At 69.1% G+C, this 15,195-nt stretch carries 12 protein-coding genes; 4 read left to right on the top strand and 8 right to left on the bottom strand.

The features are described from left to right. Window positions 1-28: 28 nt before the first annotated feature. Both ACIQCY_RS08590 and ACIQCY_RS08585 read left to right on the top strand, forming a co-directional pair. Window positions 29-1,060: an LLM class flavin-dependent oxidoreductase gene (locus ACIQCY_RS08590; RefSeq protein ID WP_400483475.1), complete on the top strand. Its 1,032-nt coding sequence runs from the start codon at window positions 29-31 to the stop codon at window positions 1,058-1,060. A gap of 284 nt (window positions 1,061-1,344) precedes the next feature. Continuing rightward, a complete protein-coding gene (locus ACIQCY_RS08585; RefSeq protein WP_400483474.1) occupies window positions 1,345-1,689 on the top strand; it encodes a hypothetical protein in 345 nt (114 codons plus the stop codon). Here ACIQCY_RS08585 and ACIQCY_RS08580 read toward each other — a convergent pair. The 3 genes from ACIQCY_RS08580 to ACIQCY_RS08570 form a co-directional block, all read right to left on the bottom strand. Then, complete coding sequence (locus ACIQCY_RS08580) at window positions 1,659-2,459, bottom strand: response regulator transcription factor (protein ID WP_400483473.1); 801 nt, start codon at window positions 2,457-2,459, stop codon at window positions 1,659-1,661. The two genes, ACIQCY_RS08585 and ACIQCY_RS08580, sit on opposite strands and share 31 nt — an antisense overlap. A gap of 102 nt (window positions 2,460-2,561) precedes the next feature. Then, window positions 2,562-4,817, bottom strand: coding sequence for a putative bifunctional diguanylate cyclase/phosphodiesterase (locus ACIQCY_RS08575; protein WP_400483472.1), 2,256 nt, complete (start codon window positions 4,815-4,817; stop codon window positions 2,562-2,564). A 150-nt stretch (window positions 4,818-4,967) separates the two neighbouring features. Further along, a complete protein-coding gene (locus ACIQCY_RS08570; RefSeq protein ID WP_400483471.1) occupies window positions 4,968-6,452 on the bottom strand; it encodes an MFS transporter in 1,485 nt (494 codons plus the stop codon). Window positions 6,453-6,540: 88 nt separating this feature from the next. On the opposite strand from ACIQCY_RS08570, the gene ACIQCY_RS08565 reads away from it, so the two are divergent. Beyond that, window positions 6,541-7,098 carry a TetR family transcriptional regulator gene (locus tag ACIQCY_RS08565; protein ID WP_400483470.1) on the top strand — a complete coding sequence of 186 codons (558 nt, stop codon included), beginning with the start codon at window positions 6,541-6,543 and terminating at the stop codon, window positions 7,096-7,098. Window positions 7,099-7,137: 39 nt separating this feature from the next. Here ACIQCY_RS08565 and ACIQCY_RS08560 read toward each other — a convergent pair whose 3' ends face one another. The 3 genes from ACIQCY_RS08560 to ACIQCY_RS08550 are packed head-to-tail and all read right to left on the bottom strand — an operon-like array spanning window position 7,138 to window position 11,335. Then, complete coding sequence (locus tag ACIQCY_RS08560; RefSeq protein WP_400483469.1) at window positions 7,138-8,577, bottom strand: phytoene desaturase family protein; 1,440 nt, start codon at window positions 8,575-8,577, stop codon at window positions 7,138-7,140. 41 nt (window positions 8,578-8,618) lie between these two features. Next, window positions 8,619-9,728 (bottom strand): lipid II:glycine glycyltransferase FemX, encoded by a 1,110-nt coding sequence (locus ACIQCY_RS08555; protein WP_400483468.1) that lies wholly within the window; start codon window positions 9,726-9,728, stop codon window positions 8,619-8,621. Next, window positions 9,725-11,335, bottom strand: a complete 1,611-nt coding sequence (locus ACIQCY_RS08550; RefSeq protein ID WP_400483467.1) for a glycosyltransferase family 87 protein — start codon at window positions 11,333-11,335, stop codon at window positions 9,725-9,727. Before ACIQCY_RS08550 ends, ACIQCY_RS08555 begins: the two co-directional genes overlap by 4 nt. Before the next feature lie 191 nt (window positions 11,336-11,526). Here ACIQCY_RS08550 and ACIQCY_RS08545 point away from each other — a divergent pair, with 191 nt between their 5' ends. After that, complete coding sequence (locus ACIQCY_RS08545; protein WP_400483466.1) at window positions 11,527-12,612, top strand: inositol-3-phosphate synthase; 1,086 nt, start codon at window positions 11,527-11,529, stop codon at window positions 12,610-12,612. 105 nt (window positions 12,613-12,717) lie between these two features. Here ACIQCY_RS08545 and ACIQCY_RS08540 read toward each other — a convergent pair whose 3' ends face one another. Continuing rightward, window positions 12,718-14,385 carry a formate--tetrahydrofolate ligase gene (locus ACIQCY_RS08540; RefSeq protein WP_400483465.1) on the bottom strand — a complete coding sequence of 556 codons (1,668 nt, stop codon included), beginning with the start codon at window positions 14,383-14,385 and terminating at the stop codon, window positions 12,718-12,720. A 26-nt stretch (window positions 14,386-14,411) separates the two neighbouring features. Then, complete coding sequence (locus tag ACIQCY_RS08535; RefSeq protein ID WP_400483464.1) at window positions 14,412-15,191, bottom strand: phosphatase; 780 nt, start codon at window positions 15,189-15,191, stop codon at window positions 14,412-14,414. Window positions 15,192-15,195: the final 4 nt, after the last annotated feature.

Below are 15,195 nucleotides of genomic sequence, written 5' to 3'. Positions count from 1 at the left end.
CGAAAACGCCAAGCACGGGAGCGACACCATGGCACGCGAACTGGAACTCGGACTCGACACCTTCGGGGATGTCACGCGCGGACAGGACGGCAACCCCGTCCCCTACCCGCAGGTGATCCGGAACGTGATCGCCGAAGCGGTCCTCGCCGATCAGGTCGGTGTCGACTTCATCGGTGTCGGCGAGCACCACCGTGACGACTTCGCCGTCTCCGCACCGGAAACCGTCCTGGCGGCCATCGCCGGGCGCACGCAGCGCATCCGCCTCGGTTCCGCCGTGACGGTGCTCAGCTCGGATGATCCCGTCCGCGTCTACCAGCGCTTCGCCACGCTCGATGCCGCCTCGAACGGCCGCGCGGAGGTCATCCTGGGGCGCGGCTCCTTCACCGAGTCCTTCCCCCTCTTCGGCTATGAGCTCTCGGATTACGAACGCCTCTTCGAAGAGAAACTCGACCTCTTCTCCGAGCTGATCAAGGAGGGCCCGGTCACGTGGTCCGGCAGCACACGCCCGGGACTGGACAACCACGAGGTCTACCCCAAGACCGACGGCGGCCGCCTCAAGACGTGGATCGGCGTCGGCGGCAGCCCTGAATCCGTGGTGCGCGCCGCCCGCTACGGCATGCCCCTGATGCTCGCGATCATCGGCGGCGATCCTGCTCGGTTCGCCCCCTACGTGGACCTGTACCACCGGGCACTCACCCAGCTCGGCCGGCCCACGCTCCCGATCGGCGTCCACTCGCCCGGCTACATCGCCGACTCGGACGAGCAGGCCCGCGAGGAGCTGTGGCCCGACAACCGCATCATGCGTGATCGGATCGGCCGCGAGCGCGGCTGGGGTCCGACGACCCGCGCGGAGTTCGACCAGGAAGCCGATGCCGGATCGCTCTACGTCGGCTCGCCCGAGACCGTGGCGAAGAAGATCGCCGCGACGGCCCGGACCCTCGGTATCGACCGCTTCGACATGAAGTACAGCGCCGGCCCGCTGCCGCACGAGAAGCTCATGCACAGCATCGAGCTCTATGGCACGAAGGTCATCCCCATGGTCCGGGAGATGCTCGCCTAGGATCCCTTCGCAGCACAGTCCCTCCCACCTCCGACCGCGGACGGTGGGAGGGATTCTTCGTCTGCTGCCGGCGGCTTCGCTCTTTCTTCGGTTTTCGTTCGCCCTTCCGCAACGGCTCGGTTGAGCGGCGTGGGCCAGAGTAGGACCCAGGCGGCCAGTAGTCTTCCCGCCGGTTCCGGACCGTCCACCGGAACCGGCGGGCAGCTTCAGCCAGGAATCAGGGCGCCGCCGGCACCGCTCCCAGCGGCCCCGTCCTTCCCCGCTCCTCGATCGACAGGACCGACGTGTTCCAGCTTCCCGTGCTCGACCGGGGGACCCTCGAGAATCTCGGGGTCGAACTCGCCAACCAGGCGGGCGCGCTGCAGTTCGCGGAGATGTTCGTGGCGATGCTGCCACAGCGGATCGCTGCCGTGGAAGCCGCTTTCGCGGTCCGCGACGCGGACGCCGCCGTCGTCGCACTCCTCAGCCTGAATGTCAGCTCGTCCATGGTGGGGGCACGCCGCCTCGAGGCGCTGTCCGCCGCGGCCCTGGGATCGATCGATGAGCCGACGAGCCACGCCGGGCTCATCGCGCACCTGCAGGGCCTGGGTGTGGAGTTTCAGTCCGCGCTGGGCGGCATCATCCGGTAGCCGACGCCGCGGACCGTCCGGATGAACCTGGGCGCCTTCGTGTCCTCGCCGAGTTTCTTCCGGAGGTTCCGGATGTGCACCTCCACGAGGTGCTGGTCATTGACCCAGCCGTCACCCCAGATCCGCGACAGCAGGGTCTCCCGCTGCCAGACCCGGCGGGGCCCGGAGACGAGCGTGGCCAGGAGGTCGAACTCGATCCGCGTCAGGGGCAGCTCGACGCCGTCGAGCATCGCGATCCTGCCCTCGGTGTCGATGGTGATGGGTCCGTGCACCAGGAGGCCCTCCACCTGTTCCGGTGCCGCCGTGGCCTCTGCCGGCCTGTCCGACGCCGCCTGGGTCGCCGCCTCGGGCTCGACGCCCACCAGGGGCTGTGACACGCTGCGCACCGTGCTCCTGGGACGGCGGAACATCGCGTTCACCCGTGCGCCGACCTCGCGCGGGCTGAACGGCTTCATCACGAAGTCGTCCGCCCCGATCTCGAGGCCGATCAGGCGGTCGATCTCATCCTGCCGCGCCGTGATCATGATGACGTAGGCATCGGTCAGGGGGCGGATCTGCCGGCATACCTCGACGCCGTCGATATCCGGGAGGTTCAGGTCGAGGGTCACGAGGTCCGGGCGGCGTTCGCGCACGAGCGCGACGCCCTGCCGTCCGTTCTCGGCCTCCAGGGTGATGAAGCCGTTCATGCCCAGCGTCATGACCAGCAACTGGCGCACGTCGGCGTCGTCTTCGATGATCAGTGCAACGCGCGCATCGGGGTCGGAAGTCATAACTGACACACTGCCAGATGTTGAAAGCACCACCGAGCGCATCCGTCCCCTTGTCCCGATATTCTGGCGAATCCGTTCCGTGCCCTCCCGGCCGGCGATACGTCAGCCACGGCCGGCTCCCACCGTGTGTCCCCCGAGCCAGGGTCCCACCTCGCGCGCAGGAAGCGGCACGGCGAGGTGGAAGCCCTGCCCGAAATCGCAGCCCCGCGCCCTCAGCTCTTCCGCCGTCCGCTCGTCGTCGACCCCCTCGGCGACCACGCGCAGGCCCAGGCTGTGTGCGAGGTCGATGATCGACCCCACCAGTCCGTGGGCCCGGTCGTCGTCGCCCATGGCGATGATGAACGAGCGGTCGAGCTTCAGCTCGTCGACCGGAAGGTCGCGCAGGTAGGCCAGGGAACTGTAGCCGGTGCCGAAGTCGTCGATGGCGATCTGGATACCCGCGGCGCGGACGGCCGCCAGGATGTCGGCTGTGCCGGTCGGCGTGGACATGAGTACGTCCTCGGTGATCTCCAGCATGAGGCACGACGGCGGCACGTCGAACTGCTCGAGGAGGGCGAGGATCTCGTGCGGCAGTCCCGGCAGGATGCAGGATCCCGACATGTTGACCGCTACCGAGATGTCCAGTCCGGCGGCCCGCCAGCGGGCGACCCGACGGACGGCGCGCCGCAGCACCAGGGAGGAGAGGGCGGGCATGAGGCCGGCTTCCTCGGCGAGGGACAGGAACGCGGTCGGGGGTAGCTGCCCACGCGTGGGGTGGTTCCATCGCACGAGGGCCTCCACGCCCGTCACCTCGCGGTCGCCCAGCCGGACCTTCGGCTGGTAGTGCATCTCGAACTGGTCCTCCGCGAGCGCGATCCGGAGCTCCTGGACGGTGCGCAGCCGCAGCTCGCCGTCGTCGTCGTCCGTCGCGTCGTAGACGTGGTGGCCGGTGCGCGCGGACTTCGCACGGAACATGGCGATGTCCGCCTTGCGCATGAGCAGGCTCATGTCGGTGCCCTGCTGCGGGGTCAGGGCTATGCCGATGCTGGCGCCAGCCTGCAGTGCCGCGGTGCCCACCTGGACGGGATCGGACAGCGCCGCTCCCAGCCGCCTGGCCGTGGCGACGGCGTCCTGCTCCGTCACGCCCTGGAGGAACACGGCGAACTCGTCACCGCCGAGGCGGGCGAGCATGTCCTGGGGGCGCAACTGCCGCCTGAAGCGCCGACCGACCTGGACCAGGAGCGCATCCCCGACGTCGTGCCCGAGGGCGTCGTTGACGTGCTTGAAGCGATCGAGGTCGAGCAGGAAGAGGGCTCCGGGCTGCCCGGTCCCGAGCCGCTCCGGGACGTCGGTCAGCAGGGCGCGCCGGTTGGGCAGGCCTGTGAGTTCGTCCGTCCGGGCGAGGGTGACGAGCATGCGGTTCCGGAACGCGAGGGGGACCGCAGCGAGGGCGAGCGTGGATGCCGCGAAGACCACCGCGAGCAGGGGGATACGCAACTGGCAGCCGATCACGAGTACCGCGAGGGCCGATGCGGTGGAGACCAGGGGCGCGGCGAGTTCCGGAATCCCGCGGCTGCGGTGGCGTGATCCCCTGCCGGTACTGGCCGCACCGTCGGTCCACGCGGCGATCGCCGCTATCCCTGCGACCCAGCCGGCGTCGATGACGGACCCCACGGCGTACTCCTGCATGCCCAGCGCGTAGGCGACGTCGGCAGCGGAGAAGACGATGAGGCCCGAGACGAGGAGGGGCCAGCGCGGACCGATATCGAGGCCGCGGGAGGCGAGCACGCCGCCGACGGCGGTGATGAGCAGGAGGTCCAGGAGCGGATAGGCCACGGCGATGACCGCCTCGAAGGTCGTACCGCCCGAACTGCCGATGCGGAGGACGGGCGCGAGGACCAGGGCCATGAGGGATGCCGCGGCCAGCGCTCCCACGATGCTGTCGAGCATCAACGGCCAGATCAGGTCCTTCAGCTTCCTGACCACCACCACCGCGACGGCGCCGAGCATGAACGGATAGAAGGCGAAGTATCCGACGTCCGCCCACGACGCGTAGCTCAAGGCGACCTCCCCGTGCAGGGAGGCGGCGTAGTACGCATCGCCCGCGGCGTAGGCGATCACGGCGCCCGCGGCCAGGAGGACCTGCCGTTGCGCGAAGCGGGTCCGCACCGCGGCGCTGATGCACAGGGCGACGGCGGAAAGTTCCGTGAGGATGCAGAGCCAGCCGTCCAAGAGGGGATCGAACGTCTCCTGGTCCCCGAGCAGGAGGCCCCCGGTGTACACGGCCAGCAGCACGATCATCATGGCGGTCAGCACCCGGGCATGGCCCGGCCGCGCAGGACGGCGGCCATCACGGACGGGGGCATCGTCGCGCCGCATGCAGTCCCCGTTCTCGCTCTGGTGGTGGAATCGCCAGCATAGGGGGACGGCGCCGGGCCGAGAGCGAGAACGGCCTGTAGCAGGCCATATCCTGCACAAATACTTGGCTTGGACCGAAGCCCTCCCTGCATGGCCCGGCGCCACCCGCTCCTATCCCAGGTGTACGGCCTCACCCGACGTCGTGAACTCGTTCCGCGCGACCCTGACCATGAACCAGGAGATCGGGGACGCGAGCGCGAGGGCCACGGCGGCAGCCAGGAACACCACCGAGTACCCGTCCACGAGGGACTGCAGCCCGCCTGCGGCTCCCTCGGCGGTGCCGGTCCCGGCCCCGGCCGTGTAGAGGGCCGTGAAGACGGCGGTCCCGATGGATCCGCCGATCTGCTGCGTCGCCGTGACGGCGGCGCTCGCCACACCCGCGTCCCTCGGTGCGATGCCGAGGAGGGCGACGTTCTGGAGCGGGACGAAGATGAAGGCGAGCCCCATCCCGAGCAGGATCTGCGCGGGAAGGACTTCGAGGGCGTAGGAACCGCCCACGGTGATGCGGCTGAGCAGCAGCAGCCCTGCAGCGGCGATGAGCGGACCGACGGTCATGAGGATGCGGGGACCGACCGTGGGCAGGAGCCGCGAGACGACGCCGGCACACACGATGATGGCGAAGGTCATCGGAAGGGACGCGAGTCCGGAGACCAGCGGGCTCATGCCGAGGACGATCTGGAAGTACAGCGTCAGGTAGAGCAACGCACCGAGCAGCGCGGCGCCCACCGCGATCGAGGAGAGGTACGCGCCTGCCCGGGCACCATCGGTGATGATGCGCAGCGGCAGGAGGGGGTGGGCCGAACGGGACTCGACGAGGAGGAACAGGACCAACAGCACCACGCCGAGGGCGAGGAAGCCCAGCGTGTCGGCGCGGACCCACCCGGCTTCGGCGCGGGAGAAACCGTAGACCACGGAGGCGAGGCCGAGGCTCACGAGGACCGCTCCGGGGACGTCGTAGCGGGTGCTTCCCTCGGCGCGGCTCTCCCGCAGCACGGGGAGGCCCACGGCGATGGCGACGACGGCGATGGGCACGTTCACGAGCAGGCACCAGTGCCAGCTGAAGTACTCGGTCAGGACACCGCCCAGCAGGAGGCCGACGGCGGCTCCACCACCGGCGATGGTCCCGTAGACGGCGAAGGCCCGGACGCGGTCCTTGCCGCCCGGGAAGGTGACCGAGAGGATGGCGAGCGCCGCGGGAGCGAGCAGTGCGGCGAAGACGCCCTGGAGGCCGCGGGCCACCAGGAGCATCTCACCCGAGGTCGCGAACCCGCCGATGGCCGAGGCGAGGGCGAAGCCGCCCATGCCGATGAGGAACGAGCGCTTCCGGCCCCAGAAGTCGGCGATGCGGCCGCCGAGGAGCAGGAGCGCGCCGAAGGTGAGTGCGTACAGCGTCACGACCCAGCTGCGATCGCTGTCGGACATGCCGAGTTCGGCCTGTGCCTGCGGCAGGGCGATGTTCACGATGGTTCCGTCGAGGACGACGGTGAGCTGTGCGAGCGCCACGATGGCCAGCACGAGCCAGCGGTTGGCAGGGGCCCTGGCCGGGAGGTCCTCCGCGGCGGAGGGGCTGGTGGAGCCCGAGGGTGGGACTGTCATGGATCTCCTCAGAAATGGTGTCGTACCGAGGGTAGGGCCGCCCTCACGGAGAGTCAAACGAACTAGTTCGTTTGGTTATGCTTGGGGTATGCCTTCCACGACGGACGTACGATCCCGGATCCTCCTGGCCGCGCGGAGCGAGTTCGCCTCCTACGGGCTGGCGGGCGCGCGCATCGACCGGATAGCCAAGGCGGCGAGTGCCAGCAAGGAGCGCCTCTATGCGCACTTCACCGACAAGTCGGCGCTGTTCCAGGCCGTACTCGACACCAACGCCATCGAGTTCCACCAGGCGGTGGCCCTGGATCCCCTGGACGTCCCGGCCTTCGTGGGCCGGATCTTCGACCATGCGCACGAGCATCCCGACATCCTCAGGATGCTGACCTGGGCGCGCCTCGAGGGGGTGGACTACGACCTGCCCGGGATGGGGGCAGACCCCGACGTCAAGCTGGTGGCGCTCCGGCAGGCGCAGGAACTGGGCCACGTGGACCCGTCCTGGGCGCCGGAAGAACTCCTCCCGATCCTCTTCGGCATCGCGCAGGCCTGGGTGCAGGCTCCGCTGGTCGCGCAGCAGAACGCCGTCGGGACGCCACGGTCGGCGCATCGGGCGTCGGCGGTCGAGGCCGCCCGGCGGGTGCTCCGGCCATGAGCCGGTCCATCCGGCCCTGGCCGGCGACCGGCGCGGCGCTCAGAGCCCGAGGGCGGGCATGGGCAACCCGAATTCCCGCTTGAGCGCGAGACGGGCCGCATTCAGCCCCGCCATGCCGTGGACTCCCGGACCCGGCGGCGTCGACTGGGAACACAGGTAGACGCCCTTGATCGGCGTCGCCCAGGGCTGCAGGGACGGCACCGGGCGGGCGATGATCTGGCGCAGGTTCACCGCTCCGCTGCTGAAGTCGCCGCCCACGTAGTTGGCGTTGTACGCCTCGAGCTCGCTCGCCGTCGTCGTGTGGCTGCTGACCACGACGTCGCGGAAGCCGGGCGCGAACCGCTCGATCTGGGCGGTCACGGCCCCTGCCATGTCCCGGGTGGAACCCCTCGGCACATGGCAGTACGTCCACAGCGTGTGCCTGCCCTCGGGCGCGCGGGTCGGGTCGAACGACGACGGCTGCGACAGGAGCACATAGGGGCTGTCCGGATGCTGCCCCTGGTTGACCTGCTTCTCCCCGGCAACGATCTCCTCGCGTGATCCGCCCAGGTGCGCCGTACCTGCGCGGTGCAGCTCCGGGTGGGTCCACGGCACGGGACCGGACAGGATGAAATCCACCTTGCAGGCCGCGTTGCCGTAGGTGAAGGCGGACAGGGCAGCCCGGTAGGCCGACGGCAGCCTGCCGCGGGACATGGCCTGGAAGGTCTTCGGTGCGACGTCGAGAAGCGTCACGGGCGCGTCCGACACCTCGGCCAGGGTGTCGATCCTGCTGTTGGTGACCACCTCCCCGCCGTGCTCCCGGAGGTCCAGCGCCAGGGCATCGGCGATGGACTGCGACCCTCCCACGGGGATCGGCCATCCGACGGTGTGCGCGAGGAGGTTCAGCACCAGTCCCGCCCCCGCTCCCGTCACCGAGGGCAACGTGCCCACCGGATGCGCCATGACCCCCGTCACGAGGGCCCTCGCCTCGTCGGTGCGGAAGCGGCGGTTCCAGGACGGCAGGCCCTGGTCGAGGACCGCCAGGCCGAACCGCAGGGCCGCCTCCGGCTTCTTCGGGATCCGCACCACGTGGTTCAGCGTGAAGGCCAGGATGTCCTGCTCCCGGTCACGGAGGGGCTGCAGAAGCCGTCGGTACGCTTCGCCGTCCGCGCCGAGCCCGGCCACCGTCTGCTCCAGGCTCCGGTGGGCGACGCCGGCCCGGCCGCCGTCGAGCGGGTGCGCGAAGGACACCTCGGGGACGGCGAACCCGATGCGACGGCTCAACTCGAAGGCACGGAAGAAGGGTGAGGCGAGGGCCATCGGATGGACGGCGGAACAGAAGTCATGAAGGTGACCGTCCTCCATCAGCCGAAGGGAACGCGACCCGCCTCCGAGTGTCGGCGCGGCTTCGTGCACCCGGACGGACAGACCGGCGCGCGCCATGACGACGGCTGCCGCAAGGCCGTTCGGCCCGGCTCCGACTACGACGACATCTGGCATGGCGCTTCCTCTCCTGCCGCGGGGTGGTTCCCCGTCCGGCGCTAGGTCTGCTCGGCCTCCACGCCGACGCGCCCCCGCCGTCCGACGGCGCGCTGCGCGAGCACCCTCACTCGGCGAACAGCTGCCTTCGCCGTCCTCGGGGCTGTTCGCCGTGCACCGAGCAGCGACGCGACGGCCGCGTAGCGCACGGGGCTGAGCGGGATGTCGAAGGTGGTCGGGACCACCACCACGTTCTTCGAGAAATTGCGCTTGAAGGTGGTGACGTTCGCGAGTCCGGGGTAGTTCTCGCTCACGATCCCCGTCAGCCCGCACGCCGTGTTGCCGGCGGCCTTCAGTACCTTGAAGGCCTCCCACAGGAGCAGGTACGGCGCGAAGGTACTGCGGGCCTCGTGCGTACTGCCGGCGAAGTAGTACACGGAGTAGCCGCGGTACTCCGTGGTGATCAGCCAGCTGAGGGGAGTCTCGCCCCGATAGGCGACGAGGAGTCGCAGGTGATCTCCCAGCACGGCCAGCAGGGTCTCGTAGTAGGCGGAATCGAAGGACTGGAAGCCGTCCCGCTCGGCGGTCTCCTGCATGATCGGAAAGAGCTGCGTGGCGAAGACCTCTTTCCATTCCTCTCGAGGTATGTGTCGGACCTCGACGCCGTTGCGCTGGGCACGGCGAATGCTGTTGCGGGCGTTCGGCCTGAAACTCCTGAGCAGCTCCGGTTCGGAGGGCGTCAGGTCGACGACGATCTCGCGCTCGTACCACCCGTGCTCGATCGGTCCGGTCGCCGGAGCCTGCGGCGTGGCGACCTGCATGCGGACATACAGCGGGTCCACGGAGGGGTGCTCGCGAAACTGGCCGCGCACCGACTCCATGAGCTGGCGCTCGGCCACCGGGGTGCGCTCGGCGAACCAGACAGGACCGTTCACCACGACCACCGATTCCCTGAACCGACGGACCACGTGGACGTAGCTCGCCGTGGCCACGAGTGTCCCCGAGGCATCCCTGTAGGCCCAGATGCCCAGGGGCGTCCGGCCGAGGGCCTGCTCGAACTCGACCCAGTCGGGTGTCTGCTCGATGGGGATCACCACCTCCGGGCGTGCTGCGGCGATCGCGTCGAAGGCCGCCCGGTCGAGGGGGCTGTAGGTCAGGGGTGCTGCACTCACTGATGATCTTCCGCTGGTCGTGGCGATGGAGCTGGAGGCTGCAACGGAACGGGCCCGTCGCCGTCGTCCGCGGGTGCCGGTAGGGCTCCCGTTTGGTCATGCCAGCCTATCGGAGCAGCAGGGCCGGACGCCCTCCGCGGCGATCTCCGCGGGATCCGCGCAGGTTCCGCGCCGGATGCCCGCGTGCCGAAGCGCAGGGTGAAGCGATCCCGGGCGTTGTCGAAGGAGCCGCCCTGCGGATCGTCGATGCCGATCCGCCTGACCACGTCCCGTTCCGGCGTGAGCACATCCAGTACCACGACCACCAGAACGTATGCCGTCGCAAGAATATGGGCGAGCACGGCCCAAGCGTACATGCCGAGTCCGAGGTTGTGCTCGGGGGCACCGCCGCCCGTCCTGGCTCCGAGGTAGAGCCAGACGGCCACCCAGTGGAGGACCTCGACGAGTTGCCACGCGAGGACCACCCGCCAGCGGGGAAGGGCCAGCGCGATGAGGGGAACGAGCCAGAGTGCGTACTGCGGTGAATACACCTTGTTGCACAGGATGAAGGCACCGACGATCAGCAGCGCGAGCTGCGCCAGGCGGGGGCGGCGCCGCGCACGGAGGGCGAGGACCCCGATACCTGTGCAGGCGAGTGCGAAGAGGACGGCTGCGCCGATATTGATCGCAACCGGTGACAGGGGTGCACCGCCGGACTGCCGGGCGAGGGCGTTGTACACGTACCACCCCGACGAGAACCCGGCATCGCGGTTCTCGGAGAACGTGAGGAAGTAGCGCCAGCCGGTCAGGTCCCGCAGCATGAACGGCACGTCGACCGCGAGCCATGCCACCGCCGTGCCTGCCAGCGCACCGAGGAAGGCCCTGTAGCGGCCCGTCCTGATCGCCAGGACCAGGACGGCCCCCAGCAGCAGGACCGGATAGAGCTTCACGGCCGTGCCGAGTCCCCAGAGAACGCCCGCGAGGAGCGGTCGGTCCCGGGCGAAGGCCAGCATCCCCGCCGTCGCGAGCAGCACGGCCCAGAGATCCCAGTTGATGGTTCCGGACAGGATGATCACCGGTGCGGTCGCGACGATCGCCGCGTCCCAGGGCCGGCGGGCGGCCAGCCGGAGTGTCGCCAGTACGGTCAGGATCCATATGCCCGCCAGGAGGACGGCATTCACGTCGAAATAGAGGAGGGACTTCACCCCTGGTGAAGCGCCACCGGCGGTGAGGGTGACGAAGAGGGCCGTGGCGGAGGCGATCAGGCCGAGCAGCACCGGATATTCGAAGAGTGCCCCCGGGGTGATGAAGGGGAGGACGCCTTCGCCGAGCCCGCGGCTCTGGTAGAGCTCCGTCCAGTCCGAGTAGCACGCGCGGTAGAAGTAGTCCGGCGACGACCACCCCTCCACCCGGCACGGGTTCTTGACGATCACGGCCAGGGCGGCGGCACAGACGGTGAGGAGGATGAGCACCCGCTGGACGGTGAACACCTGGGGAGCCACCCGTCCGGGATCGGCGTGCCGGCCCAGCGGCCCTCCGATCCCTTCCACCAACGGCTGGAGGACCGGGTCCGATCGGCTCGGGATGCTGATCCGGTAGGGCCCGCGCGCTCCCGTACCCGACGTCATCCACCGAGCCTAGTCGCCCCCCTGCGGCAGAAGGGGCTCGGAGTCGGGCCGCTTGACGCCGAGCGGCCGCGGGCGCAAGGAATGACGGTGCATGCATCGGCGTTGGAAAGTGAACGTAGACTGGCACTTCCTGCCGACCGCGCCCGGGCGATGACGGCCGGGACACATTCAACTGGCTTTCGAGGAGAACTGTGGGACAGAACCCCATTCGCGTGGCAATCATTGGAGTCGGCAACTGCGCCGCGTCGCTGGTGCAGGGAGTGCACTACTACCGCGATGCGGATCCGTCCGGGAGCATCCCCGGACTGATGCATGTCGAGTTCGGCAAGTACCACGTGGGGGACGTCGAATTCGTCGCGGCGTTCGACGTCGACGGCAAGAAGGTCGGCCACGACCTCGCCGAGGCGATCGGTGCCAGCGAGAACAACACCATCAAGATCGCCGACGTGCCGCCCACCGGCGTGATCGTCCAGCGCGGCCACACCCTCGACGGGCTGGGCAAGTACTACCGCGAGACCATCGTGGAGTCCGACGAGGAGCCGGTGGACATCGTCGCCCAGCTCAAGGCCACCAAGGCCGACGTCCTGGTCTGCTACCTGCCCGTCGGCTCCGAACATGCCGCCAAGTACTACGCCCAGTGCGCCATCGACGCCGGCGTGGCGTTCGTCAACGCCCTGCCCGTCTTCATCGCCGGCACCAAGGAGTGGGCGGACAAGTTCACCGAAGCCGGGGTCCCGATCGTGGGCGATGACATCAAGAGCCAGATCGGCGCCACGATCACGCACCGCGTCATGGCGAAGCTGTTCGAGGACCGTGGCGTCACGCTGGACCGCACGTACCAGCTGAACGTCGGCGGCAACATGGACTTCAAGAACATGCTCGAACGCGATCGCCTCGAGTCCAAGAAGATCTCCAAGACCCAGGCCGTGACCTCCAACGTCAAGGCACAGCTCCACGCCGACGACGTCCATATCGGCCCCTCCGACTACGTCGCCTGGCTCGATGACCGCAAATGGGCGTTCGTGCGCCTCGAGGGCCGCAACTTCGGCGACGCCCCCGTGTCCCTCGAGTACAAGCTCGAGGTGTGGGACTCCCCGAACTCCGCCGGCGTCATCATCGACGCCATCCGTGCCGCGAAGATCGCCCTGGACCGCGGCATCGGCGGTCCCATCCTCTCCGCCTCCAGCTACTTCATGAAGTCCCCGCCGGAGCAGTACGCGGACGACATCGCCCACGAGAAGGTCGAAGCCTTCATCCGCGGCGACCTCGACCGCTAGCAGTACCGCGGACCCGCGGCATCAGGGCCGGGACGGCATCGCCGTCCCGGCCCTGATCGTCGGCAGCGTGGCGGCCGCCCTACCTCACCGTGGGGCCCCGACCTGCTAGAACAGCCCGACGGCGTTGCCCTCGCCGTCCACGTCCATGCGCAGCGCGGCCGGTTCCTTCGGCAGTCCCGGCATGGTCATCACGGAGCCCGTCAGGGCGACGATGAACCCCGCGCCGGTCTTCGGGATGAGGTCCCTGACATGGACGGTGAAGCCCTTCGGAGCCCCGAGCAGGCTCGCATCATCAGAGAAGGAATACTGCGTCTTCGCCATGCACACAGGGAGCGCCGACCAGCCGTTGGCCTGGATCTCCTTCAGGCGCCGCAGCGCCGGCACCGAGAAATCGACGCCGTCGGCGCCGTAGATCTCCTGGACGATCGTCCGGATCTTGTCCTCGATCGGAAGGTCGAGGGAATAGAGGTGCGAGAAATCGACGGGACGCTCCAGGGCCGCGAGGACCTTCGCGGCGAGCTCGTCGCCGCCCGGTCCGCCCCCGCCCTGACCCCAGACGTCGGCGACGGCGGCGTCGATGCCCTCTCCCGAACACCACCCGAGCAGCCAGTCGAGCTCCTCCTGCGCGTCCGTGCCGAACCGGTTGATGGCTACCACCGGCGAGATGCCGAACTTCTCGATGTTCCGCACGTGGCGCGCCAGGTTGGCCGTCCCCTCCCGGAGGGCGTCCACATCCGGCGTCGCGAGGTCGGCCTTCGCGACGCCGCCGTGCATCTTGAGCGCGCGGACCGTCACGACGAGGACGACGGCGTCGGGTGCGAGGTCGGCGGCGCGCGCCTTGATGTCCATGAACTTCTCGGCACCGAGATCCGCACCGAAGCCCGCCTCGGTCACCACGATGTCCGCGAGGCGCCGTGCGGTGCGTGTGGCGATGACCGAATTGCAGCCATGGGCGATGTTCGCGAAGGGGCCGCCGTGCACGAGGGCAGGCGTGCCGGCGATGGTCTGCACGAGGTTCGGCTTGATGGCATCCTTGAGCAGCAGCGCCAGGGCCCCCTGTACCTGCAGGTCGCGGACGGTGAGCGGGGCGCGATCGTAGGTGTAGCCGAAGGTGATGTCGCCGAGCCGTTCCTTCAGGTCCTCGAGGTCCTTCGCCAGGCAGAAGACGGCCATGATCTCCGAGGCCACCGTGATGTCGAAGCCGTCCTGGCGCGGAGTGCCCTGTGCAGGGCCGCCGAGCCCGATGACCACCTCCCGGAGCGCCCGGTCATTGACGTCCAGGACACGCTTGAACGTGATGCGCCGCGGGTCGATGCCGAGCTCGTTGCCCTGGTGGATGTGGTTGTCGATCAGGGCCGCGAGCGCATTGTTCGCCGAGGTGATGGCGTGGAAATCACCGGTGAAGTGCAGGTTGATCTCGTCCATGGGCAGTACCTGGGAGTACCCGCCTCCGGTCGCCCCGCCCTTCATGCCCAGCACCGGTCCCAGGGACGGCTCGCGGAGTGCGATCATCACGCGCTGTCCCGCCCGCGCGAGGGAATCCGCGAGACCGACCGTACACGTGGATTTGCCTTCTCCCGCCGGGGTGGGACTCATCGCGGTCACGAGGACCACCCTGCCGGGAGCCCCGTCCGTGTCGGGCAGCAGGCGTGGATCGATCTTCGCCTTGAAGCGTCCGTAGAACTCGAGCGCCTCCCGCGGTATCCCGGCGGCTTCGGCTATGTCCTCGATGGGTCTGACCGCAGCTGCGCGGGCAATCTCAAGATCGCTCATGCGGCAAATCTATCAGCGGTGGCGTGTCACGCCGGAGGCAGTCCCGCGCGTTCGAGGACGTAGGCGATCAGCGGGTCGTACAGTCCCGGGCAGACGTTGTCGTCGAGCGGGACGGCCACCTCGAGCTGGCCCTGCGCCTCGGAGACGAACAGTCCCGGGTCGTTGCAGTCGGCGAATCCGATGGTCGGGAGTCCCGAACTCGCCGCATGTCCCGCCCACCCGTGGTCTGCCACCACGAGGTCGGGCATCCCGATGCCCTCCCGGGCCAGGGTATCGATGCTCAGCCGCATGGGCTCGGGGAGGTGGGTGTGCATGAGGCCGCCGTGCTGGTGCCAGACGAGGACACCGAAGACCTGGCGGATGTCGCCGGCTCCGAAGCGCCTGCCCTCGGCCACCTCGACCACGGTGGCACCGGCCGCGGCGGCGGCCCGCGCGAAGGCAGCATGGACGGGCAGGAGGCCCGCGGGATGGCCCGTCGCGAAGAGGATCCGATCGTTCCGTCGCACGGAGGCACCGAGCCTGTCGGCGAAGCGGTCGAGGGCGGCCACACACGTCCCGGCGTCGATGGTGTCCTGCCCCTCGGTGTGGGAGCGGTCCGGGCTCGTGCCGACACGCTCGTGCATGAGGTCGAAGACGTCGTCGTACGTCCACCTCCGCGTGAGCTCCACGCCGAATTCGAGGTTCTCGTTGCCTTCGAGGAAGAGCCGCATGTGCTTCAGGTTGTCCTGCCGCGGAGTGGCCACCTGACCGGTGATACGAACGGAATCGAGGTATTCGGCGAGCTCAGCGGGATTCACGCTTTCCATCCTA

This window comes from Arthrobacter sp. NPDC092385, assembly GCF_044755105.1.
GTDB lineage: Bacteria > Actinomycetota > Actinomycetes > Actinomycetales > Micrococcaceae > Arthrobacter_D.
The sequence above is the reverse complement of the archived record's forward strand: the minus strand, read 5'-3'. Positions and strand labels throughout refer to the sequence as shown.